Source organism: Brachyspira intermedia PWS/A (assembly GCF_000223215.1).
Classification (GTDB): Bacteria; Spirochaetota; Brachyspiria; order Brachyspirales; family Brachyspiraceae; genus Brachyspira; species Brachyspira intermedia.
Genome location: NC_017243.1, coordinates 1,302,984 through 1,322,798 on the forward strand (window position 1 = coordinate 1,302,984; position 19,815 = coordinate 1,322,798).

Here is a 19,815-nt window from a genome sequence, read left to right on the forward strand (position 1 = left end):
ATTATGGAATTGTTTGATATGAAAATAGAATTACGAAAGGGTGTAAAAAATAAAGTAGTAGGTTTTTTGGCAACTTTGGGAGAATTTGCAGCTCTTATTATGGAGGTGTTTAAATACACATTCAGACCAACATTCTCTTTTAAACTTTTAAAAGAACAGATAATAAGAATGGGTGTTGATTCATTTATTGTTGCTGCAGTTACCGTGCTTTGTACAGGAATGGTTATGTCATTGCAGATAGCTGTAGTTCTTGACAGTGTATTGAAAGGTATATCCCAATTTGTAGGTTCTATGGTTGGTAAAGCTATGGTTAAAGAGTTATCTCCTATGCTTCTTGCCTTGATATTTGCCGGAAGGGTTGGAAGTTCTGTTACTGCTGAGATTGGTACTATGCAGGTAAGTGAACAGTTGGATGCTTTAAAAACTTTATATACTAATCCTATAGAGTATGTTGCTGTCCCTCGTTTCTGGGCTGCTGTTATATCACTTCCTATGCTTACAGTTTCTGCGGATGTTATAGGTGTTTTAGGAGGTGCTATTGTTACTGTATTCGTTTTACATAGCGATCCTATGCATTATTTTGACAGGGCAATTTCTGTAATAAGTATGGGGGACTTTATAGGAAGTTTAATAAAGTCTACAATATTCGGTGCTGAAGTTATGATTATATCTTGTTTTTATGGTTTTAGAACTTCAGGCGGTGCTGAGGGAGTAGGTAAGGCTACTACTATAAGCGTTGTTTATAGCTTTATGATAATACTTATAACTGACTATATACTTGTTTCTATACTTGGTATGTTTGGAATGTAATTATAATTCATATACATAAAATGAGCAGGCAATATGAAATTGAATTATTGTCTGCTCATATTTTTTTAAATATTAGGGTAGTACTTTTTTAAAGCTTCTCTTGCTTCTTCTCTGTCATCGAAATGTATTGTTTTATCAGGGAATATTTGATAGGTTTCATGACCTTTTCCGGCTATTATAATTATATCATTTTCTTTAGCTTCTTTTACTGCTTCAAATATAGCTTCTTTTCTATCAATAATTTTTTATAATTATTATTTTTGAATCCTTTTTCAATATCGCTCATTATCTGATTAATATCTTCAGTTCTTTGATTATCAGTTGTGAGTATTGCTATATCAGAATATTTTTCAGCTATTTCTGCCATTATAGGACGTTTTTTTCTATCTCTATCTCCTCCGCATCCGAATACTGCTATAACTCTGTTTGGATTTAATTTTTTAGCTTCTACTAAAATATTTTCTAAGCTGTCAGGCGTATGTGAATAATCAACTGCTACTATAAATGGATGTTTTTCTTTGGTTACTATTTCAAATCTTCCAGCTACTTGTACTTTTCTCATAGCTTTTATTGACTTTTCTATATTCAATTTATTCTCGCAAACATAAGCTAAAATTGAAAGCGAGTTTAAAATATTGAATCTTCCAAGCATTGATAATTTTACTTTTGATATAAATTTACCTTTAGCATAGAATTCATATTCTGTATTTTTAGAATTCAATGAAATAACTTTTCCATAATAATCAGCTTTTTCATTGATTCCATAAGTAACCATTTTTATTCCTAATTTTTTTATATGATTAGATATTTGTTTAAAGTTATCAGTATCTATATTTACTATTGCTAATTTTTTCTTTTTGCTACTTTCTTTTAATAGTGAAAATAATTTTAATTTTGCTTTAAGATAAGTTTGCATATCTCCATGATAATCAAGATGATCCTCTGTTATATTAGTAAAGATTGCGGTATCATAATTTAAATAATCGCATCTGTTCATAGCAAGTGCCTGAGATGATGATTCCATAACTATATGAGATACACCTTTTTTTAATGACTTATCAAATATACTTTCTAAATCAATAGATTCAGGAGTGGTGAGATTAGTTTTTATTTCTGTTTTTCCTATCATATTTTTGATAGTGCCTATTAAAGTTGTTTTATTTTTATTAGCTTCAAGTACAGATTTTAATAGATATGTTGTGGTAGTTTTTCCATTAGTTCCTGTTATGCCTATTGTATTTATTTTTTTGGTAGGCTCATCAAAGAACTTTGCTGAAATATATGCAAGACATTCTCTAGGATTTTTTACAGCAACAAAATGCACATCTTTATGATTATCTTGTAATTGTTTTATGAACTCTTTATCTGCAGTATTATCATATATTATAATGCTTGCTTTATTATTTATTGCACTTTCTATATATTTATGTCCGTCATCTTTAAGTCCTTTTATAGCAACGAATAAATAATTTTTCTTTATTAATCTTGAATTATATGCTATACCTTTTATTTCTGTGTTTAAGCATTCTTTTGTTAATTGACTTTCTTTTGAAACTTTATAGTTTTTTATAAGTGTATTGAATTTTTTCATAATTTAATCCTAAATTTATCTTATATTTATAAACAATAAAAATAAAAAATTATAAAATCAATTAATATAATTTTCTTGACTTTATTATTAAATATAATAAAATTATAAAAAATGGTATGGAGTATAATATATGAAAAAGTATGTATTTTTATTGGTATTTTTAATATCAGCTATGACCAATTTATTATATTCAGCAGAAGAACAATGGATGGTTGCTCCATATAAAGATGAGCATGCATGTACTGTTGCTATAAATAAATACTCTTCATATGAGTTTTATGTCATTGAGTTAAGCAGTGAAATAGCTAATAATATAGGAAAACTTAATAAAGAATTAAAAGGACAATTTTCTGAGTTAAATCCATCCAATAACAAAACTTATACTATAATTTATAAGGTACCTAAAGATAATGATAAATACATATTATTAATAGCTTTTGGTGTACCAGCAGGAAAAATAGGAGTACCAGTAAATTGATTTTTCAACCTAAAAGGTTATAACTATACTAAAAAATATTTATGGAAGTAATTTATGAATATATTTATGGTATCCAGCGAAGCATATCCATTTTCTAAAACAGGAGGTTTGGGAGATATTGCCGGAAGTTTGCCTTTGGAATTATCTTCTATTAGATTGGGTTCTTCTAAGATTAATGCATCTTTAGTCATACCTTTATACAAACAAAATTATAAATTAATAAGCAAAAAGGATATTATAGCTGAATTTGAAATAGAGCATGGAAAAGAAAAAATAAAAGTAGAAGCAGCTAGAATAAAGCATCCTGAAAATAATAATGTAAATATTTATTTTATAAAGCAGGATAATTTCTTTAAAAGAAACGGATTATATTCTGAAAATGGTATTGACTATCCTGATAATGCAAGCAGATTTATATTATTTTCAAAAGCTGTTATTAAATTAATAATACATTTGTATAAGGAAGAAAATTTTAAATTGGATATAGTTCATATTCATGATTGGCAAACTGCTTTGATAGCTCTTTATATAAAAGAAGTTTATAATGATGAAGAGGCTTTGAAAAAATTAAAAGTAATGTTTACTATTCATAATTTAGCTTATCAAGGTAATTTTTCTTCCGATATATATACGCTTCTTAATGTATCTTGGAAATTTTTTGTTCATAGCAGATTAGAGTTTTATGGAAATGTAAGTTTTATTAAAGCTGGTATCATACTTTCAGATATAGTTACAACAGTTAGTCCTTCTTACGCTAAGGAGATACAGGGAGAAGAATTCGGATGCGGAATGAATAGTCTTCTTGAAGGAATATCTCAAAAATTATACGGAGTGCTTAACGGCATTCATTATGAAGCTTGGAATCCGGCAACTGATAAACTTATAAAAAATAATTATGATATTAATTCTGTAGAAAAGAAAAAACTTATAAGAAATGCATTATATAAAGAATTAGGCTTTGCAAATAAAAATTATCCTCTTGTAACTATGATATCAAGATTTGATCCGCAGAAAGGACTTGATTTAATATATTCTGCTTTTTTTGAAATTTCTACTTATGATGCTAACTTTATTTTTCTTTTCAGTAAGAATAATTATTTCAAAGATTTTGAAAATGAATTTACTAAAAGAGCCGGCAGAGCTAAAAATATAAAAATATTATTTACATTTGATGAATCATTAGCACATAGATTAACAGCAGGAAGCGACATTTATTTAATGCCTAGCCGTTTTGAGCCTTGCGGACTTAATCAAATATATAGTATGAAATACGGAAGCATTCCTATAGTTCATGCAGTAGGCGGACTTAAAGATACGGTTATCAATTACAGCGGAAATAAAAGTGTTAATAAGGCTACAGGTTTTACTTTCAATGAATATTCTGTAAAAAGTTTCGTTGATACTATGGACTTAGCTTTCGATTTATATTATAATAAAAAAGATGTTTGGGATAAACTCATATTTAATGCTATGAGTAAAGATTATTCTCTTCATAAAACCGTTTTGGAATATACTAAACTTTATAAAAAATTATTAAATACCGAAAAGTAATATTGCTTTTATATAAATATTATTATTTGAATTAATATAATTCTGTATCAGAGTTATAAATATTATATTTTTAAAGGAGTTTAAATATGGCAAAAGATCCAAGTTTTGATATAGTTTCTGAGGTTGATATGCAGGTTATAGATGACTGCGTTAATGTTGCTGTTAAAGAAATAGATAATAGATTCGATTTCAAAGGACAGAATATACAAATTGAGCTAAATAAAGGTGAAAAAACAATAACTATATTAGCACCTGCAGATTTCGTTCTTAATCAGGTTAGAGATATTTTATTTCAGAAATTCATTAAAAGAGGCTTAAATCAAAAGTGCTTAAGAGAAAAGAAAAAAGAAAAAGCTGCCGGAGATGCTATAAGAGAAATTAATGAAATAGTTCATGGTATAGATAAAGATTTAGCTAAACAAATAGTTAAAGATATTAAAGATATGAAATTGAAAGTTCAGGCTAGCATACAAGATGAACAAATCAGAGTATCAGGTGCTAAAAAAGATGATTTGCAGGCTGTTATTACTATGATTAAGGGAAAGGATTATCCTATACCTTTACAGTTCACAAATTACAGATAATATTTATAAAATGCAAAATTAAAGGGAGCTTTCAAAAGCCCCCTTTTTTATTATCATCAATCATATTTTTAATCTTATTAAGCCTATTACTTTACCTACTATAGATACGCTTTCTTTTTCTATAGGAGGATAATTATTATTTTCAGATACTAATTTAATACAATCTTTTTCTCTGAAAAATCTTTTAATAGTTATTTCTTCATTTCCGTTGTCATCTATTTTAGCAACTACAATATCACCATTATCAGCTTCATTTGAAGGGTGAACCAAAACCATATCACCTTCTTTTATATGGGCATTTATCATAGAATCCCCAATTACTTTCATAAGGAAATTACTCTCATCTTGTGCTATAGATTTAGGAAGCGAATAAGTTTCTTCTACAGTTTCATCTGCAACATCCATTAAAAGACCTGCTTTAACTTCATTAGCTAGAAGAGGTATTTTTATCATATTATGATTACCTTTTCCTGAAGTGTCTATAGGTACACTGCCTCTTGCTCTTTTACCTGTTTTTTTTACATATCCTTTTTTTTCCAATGCTGTCAAATGAGTTGTTACTGCAGTAGGAGAAGCGAAATTAAAATGAACCATGATTTCTTTAACAGTAGGAGGATAGCCGTTTTCATTAGTGAATTTTTGCAGAAAATTAAAAATATCTCTTTGTTTATCTGTCAATTCAGTCATATTATACCTCTTTATATTAACATACCGTATTTGTTATTATACTATACAAAAATATGATGTCAAGATTTATTATAAAAAATAATATTAATTAATAAAAATTATTTTTTCTTAATTAATATTATATAATAACTTGAAAATAATTATTTATGGTATAAAATGAAACTATGTTTGATTTGTTATTTTTTCATTCTCGCTTAGCTATCACAAGCCAAGCCAAGCCAAGCCAAGCCAAGCCAAGCCAAGCCAAGCCAAGCCAAGCCAATAATATAAAATCGGTTTCTTATAAAATATCAAAAAAAATTTGCCTAATTTTATTCAAAATATTCTATAACATTAAGAATGTAAATAAGATTAATAAATATAAAATTTTAATAAAATTTATTGATAGCAATAATAAAAAATTGTATAATAATACTTGAGGGTTATATTATGAAAAAGAATTTTATTAACAAAAATAAGAAATTTTATTTTTTACTTCTTTTATTAATTTTTATAATAGTGCTGATAATGTCCTGTAAAAAAGTAAATCTATTAGGGCCGAACAATATACCGCCTCCAACAAAATTTCCAATAATAGACGATGAAAAGCCTGAAATACCAGACTACCCAGACCCAACACCAGTGCCAGACCCTCCAGACGAAGGAGATATTGAAGAAAAGCCAATTGAGGTAAAACCTGAAGTAGTTCAAAACGGTACGGTATTCGGCGGATATGGAAGAAGATTTAAATTCAAAAATGACTGGTATGTTTTAGCTACAAATGAATATGAATATAACCCAGAAACAAAAATTCTTAGACAATTAAATAAAGGTGCAGTATTAAGAATAGAGAAAGACGGAAAAACAATAACAAAAATACACAGCATTAATTCAGGAGATTTAGAACAAACAGAGTATTGGACTAATCTAAATTCAAAGAAACTCGTTATTACTGATACAGAAGTAAACATACCCATAAAAGCAGAGTCTCAAGGCTGGGCAACAAACTGGGAATATAAAATTCCTGATGATGTACCTAATAATATTTCTGATCATTATGATGTTATTACTTCAAATAAAACAAAAATGGATTACGAGAAATTTGCTTATATAGAAAAACTTATAATTTATTACAGTAACAGGAGTTCATCAGATTTACTAAATTGGAATAAAGTTTCTTCATCAAATGTATTTGATTTTCCAAAAGTTGATTTTAATAACCCTAACTTTCAAGGAAGATGCGGAAATGCTACTAGAAATCATATAATTTATTTTAAAGGTAAAATATTTGTATTTAGAACTGTTTTTAATGTTTATGATAAACTTCTTACATTTTATAGAGATCCTAGTGAGGGAGATTTTATTTTGTGTACAGATGAATATTATACAATAGAATGGGGAAAAGATATGTCTGATGCTAAAAATTGGGTTACAAATCATATAAGAAATGGATTATATTCAGATCATTATAATATATGGTATGATAAAAATAAATTATATGTATATATTCGGAGTGGTGGTAAATTTAGCTATAGTGATAGATGGCAATTATGGATTCCATATCCTTATAGCTATAAATCTGGGCTATACACAACAGAGGATGGTATAAATTGGAAAGAGGAACCTTATGATATTATTGATAAATATAAACCTACACCAGCAGATATATCACTTGGATATGATAAATTTTCAGATGATATAATTAATGCAACTAATCAAATGCTTGGTTATGAAATGCAGGACGGTACACCTTTCGAGCCTTCATACACTGAATTAAACGGCAAATATTACAGAACTTTTAACAGCACTTATCCTATGCCGCCAATAAAAAAAATTATGGAGACGGTAGACAGATTTGAAACTAATTTCACAGTTACAGAAGAGCATGTTAAAAAGTCTGGTTATTATCAATTACAAGTATCTTCAGTTCCACCAGATAAAGCACAAGAATCTGACTGGGTTAATGTTGTGCCTAATAATGAATTAGCTTCTTCTATAGGCTGGGAGAGCGGTGGAGCTGATTTATTTACTTTCAATAACAAAATAGTGCGTTTAGTTGATTATGACAGACAGTTTAAATTAAATACTCAATATGAAACGGCATTGAATCTTTCCGAGAAATATTATAATTTGCTTTTAAACTCTCCTATGTCGGAGTTCAAAAAGTATGATTATTATTTCTTATACTATAAAGTAATGGCGGATATGTTAAAGATAATTAAAGACAAGGGTAATGATTATTTCCGTCCTGATGAGGCTGTTACGCATTATACTTTTGAGCTTTAATATTAATTTTTAAAAATATTGTATTTTTATTAAATATGATATAAAATGAATAAAAACAATAATAAAATTACTTGACTTATGTACATTATATATTATAATTCTTAATATGATTTAAAGGAGATAACATGAGCAGTGCCATATCAAATCAAATACTTGTATTTAAAATAAATAATGAATTATACGGAATCGATATATTAAAAGTTCAGGAAATATTAAACTTTATGCAGCCTTCTCCAATTCCGAATTGTCCGGATTATTTGAAAGGTATTATTAATTTGAGAGGTACTATAATTCTTGTTATAGATTTAAGAGCAAGATTCCATTTCGATGAACCTATGAATCCTGAAAACTGCGTAATTGTAGTTGTAGCAATAGGCGATAAAAAATATGGTTTGGTTGTTGACTCTGTATCAGACGTTCTTACTATAAATAATGAAAATATTCAAGAAGATATAGACATGCATGTTGGAATAGACAGCAGATATATAATGGGATTAGTTAAAGCTAATGAACAGATGATTATTTTAGTTGATATAGATAAAGTATTCATTAAAGATGAGCTTGATGATTTAACTAATGCTGTTAATAATTCTATAGTAAAATAAATAATTAAGTAAATACTGTTATGTCCTCACATAGAATACTTAGAGTTAATGAAAATATAAAGCAGACTCTCTCTATGATTATTATGAGAGAGATAGAAGATCCTAGAATAAAAAATAATCTTGTAACTATCACTAAAGTAGATACTGCCAAAGATTTAAAGAATGCTAAAGTATATTTTGTATGCCTGCATGAAGATAAGCAAAATGAAGTTCTTAATGGACTTAATAGTGCTAAGGGTGTTATATTTTCTTATCTAAAAAAACAGCTTACTATTAGGTATGTTCCTAATTTGACATTTCATTATGATAAAAATCTAATAGAAACTAATAAAGTTTTAACTGATATAAAAAATTTAGATATACCGGAAGAAATTCCTGAAGAAAATTAATTTTATAATATAATAAATTAAAGATAAACAATCTATGGAAAATAATAAATTAAATGTATCAAAAAAAGAAATAATAGACAGACTTTCAAAGGCTGATAATGTTACTATTACAGGGCATAGAAATCCTGATTGCGATTGTATATGTTCAGGGCTTGCTTTATCTTTAATCATTAAAAATATACTTGGTAAAAATGCTCAGGTTGTAAATACTGATAAAATGCAAAGAGATTTACAGAATCTTCTTTTTGTTGATAAAGTGATTTTTGAAGTTAATGAAAATACTTTACCTAAGAAAGATGTTTTGGTTGTTTTAGATTCAGGTGATATAGATAGAATTGGCTGGATTTCTGAAATATTAAATGACTACAATGAAGTAATATTTATAGATCATCATAAGGTTAGAAATATTAAAGGTGTTACTATGTTTTATGATGACACTACTGCAGGTGCTACTTGTGAGATAATAGTTGATATATTTCAGGATTATTTAGAAAAGTTTGATTCTAATATAGCAACACTTCTTTACTGCGGTATTTGTACTGATACAGGAAGTTTTATATTCAGCAATACAACAGATAGAACTTTACTTTATGGTTCTCAATTAATGAAAGTTGGAATCATACAGGAAAATCTTGGAAATGTTGTTAGAAAAAGATATACTAAAAATGATGTTGCTGCTTTAATGGAAATATATAGAAGTATGGTGATAGATGATAAAAATAAAATAGGATATCTATGTTTGGGAGACACTATTTGCGGAACTAATATGAAAGAGCTTGCTGTTAGTGCTTCAGATACTCTTATACAGATGGATGATGTATTGATAGGTTTTATTATTCATGAAAATGAAGATAGTTTTAGAGTGAGTATGAGGAGCAGATGTCCTAAAAATATTAGAGAGGTTGCTGAAACTTTTGGCGGCGGCGGACATCCTAAGGCATCAGGTTTTACAGTATACAAAAAAGATTATACTAGAGAAAATTTAATAAAAGAAATAAATGATAAATTGATTAATTTATTAGCTTCATAATTTTTTATAATATCAAATAAACATAAGAAAAATTCATGACAAAAGACAATATCATTATATACACAGACGGCGGATGCAGAGGAAATCCCGGGCTTGGTGCATGGGCTGCAATACTTATAAGTGAAAGGCATAATCTTCGTCTTGAGATAGGGGAAAGCGAGGATAATACCACAAATAACAGAATGGAAATGAAAGCAGCTATTAAAGCACTTGAGAGATTAAAGCATTCACATAATATTAAGCTTCATAGTGACAGTGCATATTTAGTTAATGGCATGACTAAATGGATATATTCTTGGCAGAAAAATAATTGGGTAAAAAGCGATAAGAAGCCTGTTGAAAATAAAGAATATTGGTTAAAATTAATAGAACTTTCTAAAAAACATAATATAGAGTTCATCAAAGTAAAAGGGCATTCCACTAATAAAGAAAATAATCGTGCTGATGAAATAGTTAATATTCTTATGGATGAGCATACTGAAAAAGGTAAGTCTGCTTCATTTAATGAAAAGACTGAGTATTGCTGATATATAAATATCATGTATTTTAGAGCGGTAAGTAGGCTCTCAATTTAAAAAATCTAGGGTGGGTATTATATTTTCTAAGTAAGCAATAAAAAAATAATAATTAAAAAATTCAATATAAGTTAATAAGAAAATAGGGTGGGGATTGAAATAAAGTTTTAAAACTTAATTACATACCCCGCCCTTTATTTTTTATAGATTAATTTTGCAATTATATTTTATTTATATTTTTTGTTTAATAAGAAATTCCAGCACCCGCCCAAGTTTTTGTTAAGTTTAAAAAATTCATTAACGCACGATTAATATTGTTTTTATTATAGATGCAGTTTTTTGAAATGCAATTTAATTAATATTTTTAATAAACTCACCGTGCGTAGGATTTTAAATTTGAAATAATTAACATAATTAAATTAACATAATAATACTTTACAATTTTTATTATTTTTAGTATAATGCTTAAAAGGATTATATTATGTTTACTTATTTTGTTATTAAAAGAATTTTGAAAGGCATAATCATGTTTATAATATTGATGTTTATGTCTTCTGCTATATTTAATACCGTTAGTGAAAAAACTCTCAAGGCACAAATTGAAGAAAATATAAATGCTGAAGTTAGAGGACTTAGTAATATGCGTACCGAAGATGTTGAGAATTTTATAAAAGAGAGAAGGGCATATTATTATGATATATATTGGCTTAATAGAAGCATAGGCGAGAGAATATTTATAAGAGGCATCAATACAATAACTTTCCAATTCGGAAAATCTTCTATTATGATGGATTCAAACGGCAACAGAGATGTTATAAAAATAATAGGAGAGGCACTTCCTCGTTCTATAATACTTTTCACAACTGCATCAGTTATACAAATGATGATAGGTTTAATAATAGGACTTATAAAGGCAAGAAAGGCGGGAGGATTATTTGATAGAAGTACAAGCATTATAACTATGATCGTTTACGGTATGCCTACTTGGTGGCTTTCAATGATACTCATAATGATTTTTGTTTATAAGTTTAAATTATTTCCATCTGGAGGAGTGCATTCAATACCAACACCTACAGGCATAATGTATTATTTAGATATGTTATGGCATATGTCTTTGCCTTTGCTTACATTAACATTAATAGGTTTTTGGGGACTTTCATTCGTTGTAAGAAATATAGTACTGTCAACATTGCAGGAAGATTATATTATGGCAGCAACTGCAAGAGGAATATCAGAGAAGTCAGTTTTACTTGGACATACTTTAAGAAGTTCAGCACCGCCAATAGTTACTATCACTTTATTGGGACTTCTTGGTTCTATTGCAGGTTCTATAATATTTGAAGGTATATTTTCTTGGCCCGGTTTAGGAAATCTTTATTGGATATCAGTTCAGCAAAATGATATACCAGTATTAATGGGTAATTTAGCCATAACTACAGCACTTTATCAATTAGGATTGGTGATTCTTGATATATCTTATGGATTTTTAGATCCTAGAATAAAAGTTGGAGGCAAGATGTAATGGAGAATAATATTAATAAAAATAATATTAAGAAAAAACTTGCTCCTTTAATAGAATTTTTTGATGAGTTTAAAAAAGATAAAACAGGTGTTGTAGGTTTATGCATACTTGTTTTGGCTATTATGGTATCATTATTAGAGCCTTTGCTTTTGACTTATAAAGAAGCACCAAAAAGATGGAGAGATATAACTTACTGGCAGGATAATCCCGCTTCAGCTGCTCCTGAGTGGCTTAATTTTTTTCAGAAAGAAAAATCAGCTATCACAACAGATATAAATCCTATAAGTGTTGAAACTAATTATATTGATGGTGAATTAAATTATAAAGCAGTATTTGAATATAATTATAAATTTGATAAAGCTCCAGTGGATTTAATTTTTCATGCTAATGTTAATGGCTCTACAGGATTAATATGGAATGTAACAAGACCAGACGGGGCAGTAATTACTCTTTCTGATAGTTTACATAATATAAACGGAGATTTGAGAATATCATCATTCAATGATTCAAAAAATAGAATATTCAGGTTTTACAGAGAGTCAGTTCCTAGAATATTAGCAAGACAGATTGATACTCTCACAACTAATCCTATGAAAATACTTTTTAATACCAAAAAAGATGATATGGCTAAAAATTTTCAAGCATTGAAAGGTATTTATAAATTTGAAGTGAGCGGTAAATTTTCAGAAGATAATGCCAGCTTTGAAGATCCTTATATGGTATTGGTAGGCTCTATGTCCGGTATAATGGGTACTGATAATATGAAAAGAGATATATTTTCAGGTTTAGTATCAGGACTTAAATGGGCATTATTTATTGGTATAGCTACAAGTTTTATATCCGTTATAATAGGCGTAATGTATGGAATAGTGTCAGCATATTTTGGTGGATTTGTTGATAATACTATGCAGTTTATATATCAAATATTTATAGGCATACCTGTACTTCCTGTGATGATAGTTATGAGTGCAATATTCAAGCCTAGTATATGGACTATGATAACAATGATGATATTTTTCTCTTGGACTGGTTCAGTTATGACGGTTCGTTCTATGGCTATGCAGCTTAAAGAGGAAACTTATATTGAGGCAGCTCGTACTATTGGGGCAGGACATTTTAGAATAATATTCAATCATTTAGCTCCTTTACTTTTACCTTTTTCATTTGCCTCTATGGCTTTGGCTGTACCTTCTGCTATAGTTTATGAATCTTCTTTATCATTGCTTGGACTCGGAGATGCATCTATAGTTACTTGGGGACAGATTTTGCATGATGCTATGAAAGGTTCTGCTGTGCTTTCAGGTCTTTGGTGGTGGATAATACCTCCTGGAATTTTAATTGCTATTTTAGGCATGTCATTTGCATTTTTAGGTTTCGCTTTGGATAAGATACTTCACCCTAAACTTAGAAGCAGATGATTTATTTTGAGGATAACTATGCATATTATAAAATCTTTGTCTTTAATTTTTAGTATATTATTATTTATATCATGTTCTGATAATAAAAATAATAATGAAAAGTTTGATATTGTACCGGTGGACTCTACAAAATCTTTTGCTGTTTTAGGATACTGTGTGCCTGCTCCTGAACATGCTATGAATGTCAAATATGCTATCGTTAATAAAACTATTGCAGAATCTAATTTTGATTATAATAATATTAGCTATTATTATAGAGCTTCAAAGAATTTAAATGATTTACTTTCATTTTTTGATAATTTCAAAGAAGAAAGAAAAAATATTGATGAAGAAACAAATATTGAAATAACAATACAAACAAATGATAAAAAAGAATATATAGCCTATTGGAATGTTAATGGAATATATTATTCATTATACAGTGATGAAAAAAATGGAATTGATGATTTAGCTTTAATATTGATGAGAAATAAGGCTTTGAATTAATTTATAAATTTATATTAAATTTTTTTCCGTTAGATAAATCTTCTGCTATTATGCTGTTATTATCAAAATATGCTTTATAAGTGAAATATAATTCATAATCGTATAAATCTAATACTGATTTTCTTACATCTATAAAGTTAACATAATTTTGACTGCTATTAATTCCATTAGAAAAGTCATATAATAAATAATTGAATACCCTTTTAAATGCTCCGTTCTCTGCTTTAGATAAATAAAATATATAAAAAAGAATTTTATTATTACAATACTCAGCGTCCATAAAAACAATGATTCCATTTTTATTTATTGGTTTATTATGATAAAAATTGAATTCTTTATTGGTTTTATTTAAATCTATTATAGAAAAGCCTGATAAATCTCTATTAAAAACAAAATATTCATTGTTATTATGATTTATTATTTTAAACATTCTGGCATCATCGCTTCTGTAATTATAAATAAGTTTATTATCATGATTAGTGTACAAACTTCTTTCATATCCTATAATATCTTTTTGATGAATGTATCCTGAATATTTTTTATGTATGATATAATAATCATCATTTAATATAGTTTTATTTTCACTTTCAAAGTATTTATCTGAGAATAATATTGAGTATTTATTCCAATGATTTTTATAATAATCAGTATAGTATAAATTTTCTAATATCATATTATTAATTATATTTATTAGATTATACTGAAAATTTTTAAGTTTGTCAACCGCGAGCTGGTATCACTTATCCTTAATGAATGTCTTCTATACGTGCGGCTGATTACTTATTATTGTACAAAATTAATAATTTATATTACATATAAAACAAAAACTAGTATGATTTGGTACTAATTTTTAATTGCACTTTTTGCAACTTTTTGCGGCGGGAAAAAGTTGAATAAAAAAATTTACAAAATATAATTGTTTAGGTATATATTTGTCAATCATTTATTATAGTAAGGTATGCGCTTTCATTATGTATTCTGTCTAAAGCTGTAACATAATATATGTAAGTTTGTTTTGAATTTACCCTTTTATCTTTATATATTACTTTTGCATTCGTATTAAAATCGGTTCTTCTTATTTTATCTATTAATTCTATTCCGGATTCTCCTATAGTTTCTCTGTATATAGCATAGTATGAAGAATATGAAGGTAGAGGATGTCCGTATTTATCCAGCTTATATTCATTAGGGTCTGTAAATGTTATTTCAATTCCTCCGAAAACTTTTTTAATACTTGGATTTTCTAATTTTAAAGGAGCTTTACTTATATCTTTCATAGTGTTCATTGTTGGTACTATTGCCTTGAATATATAATTATTTTCTCTTACATATTCAATAGCATCATTTCCGAAATTTCCTGTATCTCTGTCTTTTCTATACATATTATGCATTGTGAAGAAGGCAGATCCTTTAATATATCCTTTACCTACATCTCTTATATAATTTATTTGTCTTGACATCAAATCAATATCATGCCAAGGTTCTATATTTGTAGCACTTCCCATTCTGTATAGAGCATGTCCTATATATATGTCGGCAAGTTTTCCATTATTTGATTTTTTTGCCTCATCAACCCACCATTTTACTATTTTATCAAAAGGGGCTGTTTTATGTTCTGAAGTCCAATATACTTGAGGTATTATAGCATCGATATACATTCTATTTAATCCGTCTTTCCTTGTGGCATTATTTAAGGTAGTTGTTTTTTCTCCATTAAGCATCCATAAAAGAACATCAGCATGTAAAGCATCAAAATTAGGATTATATGATCTTGTTTCGCTTCCATATTTACTTCCTGGATATTCTGCCAATTTATCTTTATTTCTCCAAACTCCGGCAGGTGAAATAGTCCATTTTACATAAGGTTTTCTTGATTTTATTTCTCTGTATAAATCGCTTACAAGCCTGTTGATATTATCTCTTCTCCAAGCATAAAGCCCATTCATTCCATAATCATCATCAGATTTATTTGTAATATCGTATCCTCTTTTAGCACCATATTTTTCAGCACTTACTTCATCAGGCCAATCTTTATAAGTTTTTCCTCTTGCAGCATTCTGATAAAAATAATCATCAAAATGTATGCCGTCTACATCATAATTTTCAAGAACTTCTATAACTGAATCTGTTATATATTTTGCACTTATAGGTTCGCCCGGATCTAAATAAAGTCTGTTATCATACCAATATATAGGCTCAAGATTATTAGAAACATAAGTATGAATAAAATTCTTTTTTGAAAATTGTTCTTCATAGCTTTTAGTTTTATCATAAGTTAAAGACATGCGGTAAGGATTAAACCAAGCATGAACTTCTAAATTTCTTTTATGAGCTTCTTCTATTATAAATTCAAGCATATCTGTTTCAAAAGGGTAATCATCTTTTTCATCGCTTGATGCAGAACCTAAAAAATATCTTGTAGCAGGATTTATTTCTGATTTGAATATTACTCCTGCATCTGGCTTCACTTGAATAAATAAAGCATTGAAATTATTTTCATATAATGTATCTAAATGTTTTATAATGAGTTTTTTCTGTTCGGATTCGCTTCCTCCTTTCAAAGGCCAGTCTATATTCACTACTGATGATATCCAAGCTGCCCTGAACTCTCTATAAAGAGGATTTTGACTTCTATCTTCATCAATATTTTTAGCAAGTATTTTTCTTACATCATTCGGTATAATGATATTCAAAGTTTGACAAGATGTTGCTAATAGTATGATTAAAGATATTATTACAATGATTTTATTCATAATTTTTATTTTTATTATTGATAAATGTTTTAGAGATTATATATTTAATGATAATAACAGTCAATATATGAAAAAGGCTTTTGATTATGTTTATAAATATTAAAGAAAATATTAAATATGCTAAAGATATATCAATGATGATGACAGAAGCATTTAATAGTTTTTATAGTTCATACGATACAATTGAATTGATTAATAAGTCTTTTATTTCTTTGGGATATATAGAAAATAATATATTGATAGGATATACAGGACTTTTAGAGATGTACTCAAATATAACATGTGAACTTCATCCTTTAATAATAAAATCTGAATATAGAAATATGGGTATAGGTTCTAAGCTATTAAATGAGATTGAAAGAGAGGCTAAATCAAAAAATGTACTTAATATAATGCTGGGTTCAGATGATGAAGATTTTAGAACTAATTTGCATCAATTTGATTTTAATAATACTGATATGTCATATATATTGAATAATATAAAAAATATTAATAATCATCCTTATGAATTTTATCAGAAAAACGGATATAAAATTGCAGGCATTTTTCCCGATGCCAATGGTAAAGGTAAGCCTGATATTTGGTTGTGGAAACAATTAGTATGAAGTATAATACTTGACAATATTTTAATTTATAATTATATTAAAAAAATGCTTAGTGATATTTTTATAGATATACGAAAAAATAAAAAAGAATGGCTTAAAAGTAAAGAGGGTGATGAATTTGAGGACAGATTCGAAGCCTCTTTAAAACGTCATGGATTTAATAGGAGAATGTCTTCTGATAAAGAAATTAAAAATATACTTTCTTCTATAAAAAATGATATTTTAGATAAAAGCTCTGATAAAGTTATTGATAATGTTTATGCTTTAGAAGATAAGAGTATGGAGAACTGTTTTATATGTCAGCCTTATGGCAGTCAGAATTTTCCAGACTTTCTAATCTTTACAGCTAAAAAAATTATAGCTATAGAAATAAAATACAGCAGTAATAAATCTTCTAGCCCTATGTGGAATAGTAATTTACCTAAATCAAATGCTATTTATATATTTGGCTCTTACGGCAGGGGAGATGTTACTTTCTTTATAGGAGATGATGTGCTTCCTATGAATGAACGTAATGAATTAATAAAATTCTTTGAAGAGATAAAAAAACTTGAAGATAATTTTAAAAATAAAATGAAAAAAGAAAGCAGGAATAATTTATTTGCATATAAATTTGATAGGGGATTTAATGTTTATGTTAGGCGTGCTTATGAGCAGAATAAAACTATAAATGAGAATGCAAAAATAGATTATTTTCTACATGAAGATAGAATAAAATGCGAAAATAATGTTATAGAGTTTTGTAATAGTTTGTAAAGTTAAGAGAGATATATGCAAGAAGAGTACACGAAAGAAAGTTTTGATTATCTTAAAAATACGGATATAGAAAAAAGAAAAAGATTAGGGCAGTACTTCACTCCTAAAACTATAAGAGATTTGCTATTAAAAGAATTAGTATCTATTTCAGAAAAAAAAGATAATGTAAAAATACTTGATCCTGCATGCGGAAGCGGAGAGTTTCTTCTATCTTGTAATGAATATTTTAAAAGTCCTATACTATACGGATTTGATATTGACGAGAGTTTAGTTGCTATATCCAAAAAACTAATAAATAATGCAGATATAAAATGTTTGGATACTTTGAAGCTTGATACTAAACAATCTATTAAATATGATTATGTTATAGGTAATCCTCCATATTTTGAGTTCAAGCCTGATAAAGAATTAAAGAAAAAGCATAATGATATAATAAGCGGAAGAGTTAACATATTTTCTATATTTATAAAATTAGGTTTGGAGCTTTTAGAAGACGATGGATATTTAGCTTATGTAGTGCCTCCTTCTATGAATAATGGTGCTTTTTTTAGTAAATTAAGAGAATATATAATGAACATAAGTAGTGTTGAATATTTGCATATTGTAGACGGCTCTGATAATTTTTATATGGCCAATCAAAAGGTTATGCTATTAATACTCAAAAAAACTAATAATCATAAAAATAAAAAATATATATTCTCAAAAAATGATATTACAATATTTACAGAGGATAAAACATTTTTAAATAAAGCGTATAAAGATACTATAAGCTTAAAAGAAATAGGTTATGAGGTAAAAACAGGAAGCATTGCTTGGAATAAATATAAAGAAAATCTTACTGATGATAAAAATAATTCTATACCTCTGATATATTCATCTAATATAGTTGATGGGAAAATACTTATACCAAATAAAAGAAAACTACAATATATAAGAAATATTCCAAAAGAATTTATTATAAAGAATAATGTTATAGCTGTTAATAGGGTAACAGGTTCTCATAAAAATATAAATATAAAATCAGCAATAGTAAAAGAAAAAGAGTTCGTATGTGAGAATCATGTAAATGTTATATATCCTTTAAGTAATTATAATAAAGATTATAGTTTGGAATATATTTATAATGCCTTAAATGATAAAGATAATATAAAGGTGCTAAGTCTTATAACAGGAAACACTCAGGTATCAAAGACAGAATTAGAAAGGCTTCTTCCTATAAAGAAGATTATTGATAAGGTATAAATTCTAATGAAATACAAGCCTAAATATAAATTCGGATTATTGGATTATATTAAAGATGAAAATATAAATCTTTCTGATATAGATACAAGCGATATAATTGATATGTCATATTTATTTGAAAATAGTAAAAGAAAGAATTTTGACGGCATAGAAAATTGGAATGTATCTAATGTAACTGATATGAAATGCATGTTTAAAAATGCTGAATATTTCAATGCCGATTTAAGTAAATGGAATGTACATAAAGTTATTGATATGAGTGAGATGTTTAGTAATACAAAATATTTTAACTGTGATTTAACTTCTTGGAATATTGATAATCTTAAATATTTTGAAGATATTTTTGAAAATGCTGATTCTTTTAAACATACAAAAACTGTTTTAAAATTTTATAATAAATGTAAAAGCAGAAATTATAAAAAGAAACTTCAGTTAATGTTAGAAACTCTTGATATAAAAGAGCTTTATAGAGAATTAAAAAATGATAAAGTAAATTACAAAAAAATAAAGATTTCATAAAAAAGCTGG

General features: G+C 27.4%; 20 protein-coding genes. 16 read left to right on the plus strand and 4 right to left on the minus strand.

Going from position 1 to position 19,815, the window contains the following annotated elements:
- Positions 1–3 precede the first annotated feature (3 nt).
- Entirely contained in the window at positions 4–810 is an 807-nt protein-coding gene (locus BINT_RS05755) for an MlaE family ABC transporter permease (protein WP_014487609.1), read from the plus strand.
- Positions 811–1,015: 205 nt separating this feature from the next.
- Here the strand turns inward: BINT_RS05755 and BINT_RS05760 are convergent, their stop codons facing one another.
- Positions 1,016–2,401, minus strand: coding sequence for a UDP-N-acetylmuramoyl-L-alanyl-D-glutamate--2,6-diaminopimelate ligase (locus BINT_RS05760; RefSeq protein ID WP_014487610.1), 1,386 nt, complete (start codon positions 2,399–2,401; stop codon positions 1,016–1,018).
- Between the two features lie 130 nt (positions 2,402–2,531).
- Between BINT_RS05760 and BINT_RS05765 the strand changes: the two genes are divergently transcribed.
- The 3 genes from BINT_RS05765 to BINT_RS05775 all read left to right on the plus strand — a co-directional run bounded on the left by BINT_RS05765 (position 2,532) and on the right by BINT_RS05775 (position 5,014).
- Entirely contained in the window at positions 2,532–2,879 is a 348-nt protein-coding gene (locus tag BINT_RS05765; protein WP_014487611.1) for a hypothetical protein, read from the plus strand.
- A gap of 54 nt (positions 2,880–2,933) precedes the next feature.
- Entirely contained in the window at positions 2,934–4,430 is a 1,497-nt protein-coding gene (locus tag BINT_RS05770; protein WP_014487612.1) for a glycogen synthase, read from the plus strand.
- Between the two features lie 86 nt (positions 4,431–4,516).
- Positions 4,517–5,014: a YajQ family cyclic di-GMP-binding protein gene (locus tag BINT_RS05775; RefSeq protein WP_012670174.1), complete on the plus strand. Its 498-nt coding sequence runs from the start codon at positions 4,517–4,519 to the stop codon at positions 5,012–5,014.
- A 60-nt stretch (positions 5,015–5,074) separates the two neighbouring features.
- Here BINT_RS05775 and lexA read toward each other — a convergent pair whose 3' ends face one another.
- Positions 5,075–5,701, minus strand: a complete 627-nt coding sequence (gene lexA, locus BINT_RS05780) for a transcriptional repressor LexA (RefSeq protein ID WP_014487613.1) — start codon at positions 5,699–5,701, stop codon at positions 5,075–5,077.
- A gap of 429 nt (positions 5,702–6,130) precedes the next feature.
- Between lexA and BINT_RS05785 the strand changes: the two genes are divergently transcribed.
- From BINT_RS05785 to BINT_RS05820, 8 genes are all read left to right on the plus strand, one after another.
- Positions 6,131–7,966 (plus strand): hypothetical protein, encoded by a 1,836-nt coding sequence (locus BINT_RS05785; RefSeq protein ID WP_049783494.1) that lies wholly within the window; start codon positions 6,131–6,133, stop codon positions 7,964–7,966.
- A gap of 125 nt (positions 7,967–8,091) precedes the next feature.
- Positions 8,092–8,571: a chemotaxis protein CheW gene (locus tag BINT_RS05790; protein WP_012670259.1), complete on the plus strand. Its 480-nt coding sequence runs from the start codon at positions 8,092–8,094 to the stop codon at positions 8,569–8,571.
- A gap of 20 nt (positions 8,572–8,591) precedes the next feature.
- Positions 8,592–8,960 (plus strand): 30S ribosome-binding factor RbfA, encoded by a 369-nt coding sequence (rbfA, locus tag BINT_RS05795; protein ID WP_014487615.1) that lies wholly within the window; start codon positions 8,592–8,594, stop codon positions 8,958–8,960.
- Between the two features lie 34 nt (positions 8,961–8,994).
- Complete coding sequence (locus BINT_RS05800) at positions 8,995–9,990, plus strand: DHH family phosphoesterase (RefSeq protein WP_014487616.1); 996 nt, start codon at positions 8,995–8,997, stop codon at positions 9,988–9,990.
- A gap of 35 nt (positions 9,991–10,025) precedes the next feature.
- Positions 10,026–10,517, plus strand: a complete 492-nt coding sequence (gene rnhA / locus BINT_RS05805; RefSeq protein ID WP_014487617.1) for a ribonuclease HI — start codon at positions 10,026–10,028, stop codon at positions 10,515–10,517.
- 469 nt (positions 10,518–10,986) lie between these two features.
- Positions 10,987–12,027, plus strand: coding sequence for an ABC transporter permease (locus tag BINT_RS05810; RefSeq protein ID WP_041177292.1), 1,041 nt, complete (start codon positions 10,987–10,989; stop codon positions 12,025–12,027).
- Positions 12,027–13,445: an ABC transporter permease gene (locus BINT_RS05815; RefSeq protein WP_014487619.1), complete on the plus strand. Its 1,419-nt coding sequence runs from the start codon at positions 12,027–12,029 to the stop codon at positions 13,443–13,445. The genes BINT_RS05810 and BINT_RS05815 overlap by 1 nt, the downstream gene beginning before the upstream one ends.
- An 18-nt stretch (positions 13,446–13,463) precedes the next feature.
- The gene (locus tag BINT_RS05820) at positions 13,464–13,931 is read left to right on the plus strand and encodes a hypothetical protein (RefSeq protein WP_014487620.1); all 468 of its coding nucleotides are present in this window, start codon (positions 13,464–13,466) and stop codon (positions 13,929–13,931) included.
- Position 13,932: 1 nt separating this feature from the next.
- On the opposite strand, the gene BINT_RS05825 is transcribed toward BINT_RS05820, so the two are convergent.
- Together BINT_RS05825 and BINT_RS05830 are read right to left on the minus strand one after the other, a co-directional pair.
- Positions 13,933–14,604: a hypothetical protein gene (locus BINT_RS05825; RefSeq protein WP_014487621.1), complete on the minus strand. Its 672-nt coding sequence runs from the start codon at positions 14,602–14,604 to the stop codon at positions 13,933–13,935.
- Between the two features lie 262 nt (positions 14,605–14,866).
- Positions 14,867–16,684 carry a glycoside hydrolase family 10 protein gene (locus tag BINT_RS05830; RefSeq protein ID WP_014487622.1) on the minus strand — a complete coding sequence of 606 codons (1,818 nt, stop codon included), beginning with the start codon at positions 16,682–16,684 and terminating at the stop codon, positions 14,867–14,869.
- Between the two features lie 86 nt (positions 16,685–16,770).
- Here BINT_RS05830 and BINT_RS05835 point away from each other — a divergent pair, with 86 nt between their 5' ends.
- The 4 genes from BINT_RS05835 to BINT_RS05850 are packed head-to-tail and all read left to right on the plus strand — an operon-like array spanning position 16,771 to position 19,806.
- The gene (locus tag BINT_RS05835) at positions 16,771–17,289 is read left to right on the plus strand and encodes a GNAT family N-acetyltransferase (RefSeq protein WP_014487624.1); all 519 of its coding nucleotides are present in this window, start codon (positions 16,771–16,773) and stop codon (positions 17,287–17,289) included.
- A 45-nt stretch (positions 17,290–17,334) separates the two neighbouring features.
- Positions 17,335–18,045 (plus strand): hypothetical protein, encoded by a 711-nt coding sequence (locus tag BINT_RS05840; RefSeq protein WP_014487625.1) that lies wholly within the window; start codon positions 17,335–17,337, stop codon positions 18,043–18,045.
- A 15-nt stretch (positions 18,046–18,060) separates the two neighbouring features.
- Positions 18,061–19,287: an HsdM family class I SAM-dependent methyltransferase gene (locus BINT_RS05845; protein ID WP_014487626.1), complete on the plus strand. Its 1,227-nt coding sequence runs from the start codon at positions 18,061–18,063 to the stop codon at positions 19,285–19,287.
- 6 nt (positions 19,288–19,293) lie between these two features.
- Positions 19,294–19,806: a BspA family leucine-rich repeat surface protein gene (locus tag BINT_RS05850; RefSeq protein WP_014487627.1), complete on the plus strand. Its 513-nt coding sequence runs from the start codon at positions 19,294–19,296 to the stop codon at positions 19,804–19,806.
- Positions 19,807–19,815 lie beyond the last annotated feature (9 nt).

What these genes read in the sequence shown, in the direction of transcription:
- BINT_RS05755 (WP_014487609.1), top strand. Translation starts at nt 4, where the DNA reads ATGGAATTGTTTGATATGAAAATAGAATTACGAAAGGGTGTAAAAAAT.
- BINT_RS05760 (WP_014487610.1), bottom strand. Translation starts at nt 2,401, where the DNA reads ATGAAAAAATTCAATACACTTATAAAAAACTATAAAGTTTCAAAAGAA.
- BINT_RS05765 (WP_014487611.1), top strand. Translation starts at nt 2,532, where the DNA reads ATGAAAAAGTATGTATTTTTATTGGTATTTTTAATATCAGCTATGACC.
- BINT_RS05770 (WP_014487612.1), top strand. Translation starts at nt 2,934, where the DNA reads ATGAATATATTTATGGTATCCAGCGAAGCATATCCATTTTCTAAAACA.
- BINT_RS05775 (WP_012670174.1), top strand. Translation starts at nt 4,517, where the DNA reads ATGGCAAAAGATCCAAGTTTTGATATAGTTTCTGAGGTTGATATGCAG.
- lexA (WP_014487613.1), bottom strand. Translation starts at nt 5,701, where the DNA reads ATGACTGAATTGACAGATAAACAAAGAGATATTTTTAATTTTCTGCAA.
- BINT_RS05785 (WP_049783494.1), top strand. Translation starts at nt 6,131, where the DNA reads ATGAAAAAGAATTTTATTAACAAAAATAAGAAATTTTATTTTTTACTT.
- BINT_RS05790 (WP_012670259.1), top strand. Translation starts at nt 8,092, where the DNA reads ATGAGCAGTGCCATATCAAATCAAATACTTGTATTTAAAATAAATAAT.
- rbfA (WP_014487615.1), top strand. Translation starts at nt 8,592, where the DNA reads ATGTCCTCACATAGAATACTTAGAGTTAATGAAAATATAAAGCAGACT.
- BINT_RS05800 (WP_014487616.1), top strand. Translation starts at nt 8,995, where the DNA reads ATGGAAAATAATAAATTAAATGTATCAAAAAAAGAAATAATAGACAGA.
- rnhA (WP_014487617.1), top strand. Translation starts at nt 10,026, where the DNA reads ATGACAAAAGACAATATCATTATATACACAGACGGCGGATGCAGAGGA.
- BINT_RS05810 (WP_041177292.1), top strand. Translation starts at nt 10,987, where the DNA reads ATGTTTACTTATTTTGTTATTAAAAGAATTTTGAAAGGCATAATCATG.
- BINT_RS05815 (WP_014487619.1), top strand. Translation starts at nt 12,027, where the DNA reads ATGGAGAATAATATTAATAAAAATAATATTAAGAAAAAACTTGCTCCT.
- BINT_RS05820 (WP_014487620.1), top strand. Translation starts at nt 13,464, where the DNA reads ATGCATATTATAAAATCTTTGTCTTTAATTTTTAGTATATTATTATTT.
- BINT_RS05825 (WP_014487621.1), bottom strand. Translation starts at nt 14,604, where the DNA reads ATGATATTAGAAAATTTATACTATACTGATTATTATAAAAATCATTGG.
- BINT_RS05830 (WP_014487622.1), bottom strand. Translation starts at nt 16,684, where the DNA reads ATGAATAAAATCATTGTAATAATATCTTTAATCATACTATTAGCAACA.
- BINT_RS05835 (WP_014487624.1), top strand. Translation starts at nt 16,771, where the DNA reads ATGTTTATAAATATTAAAGAAAATATTAAATATGCTAAAGATATATCA.
- BINT_RS05840 (WP_014487625.1), top strand. Translation starts at nt 17,335, where the DNA reads ATGCTTAGTGATATTTTTATAGATATACGAAAAAATAAAAAAGAATGG.
- BINT_RS05845 (WP_014487626.1), top strand. Translation starts at nt 18,061, where the DNA reads ATGCAAGAAGAGTACACGAAAGAAAGTTTTGATTATCTTAAAAATACG.
- BINT_RS05850 (WP_014487627.1), top strand. Translation starts at nt 19,294, where the DNA reads ATGAAATACAAGCCTAAATATAAATTCGGATTATTGGATTATATTAAA.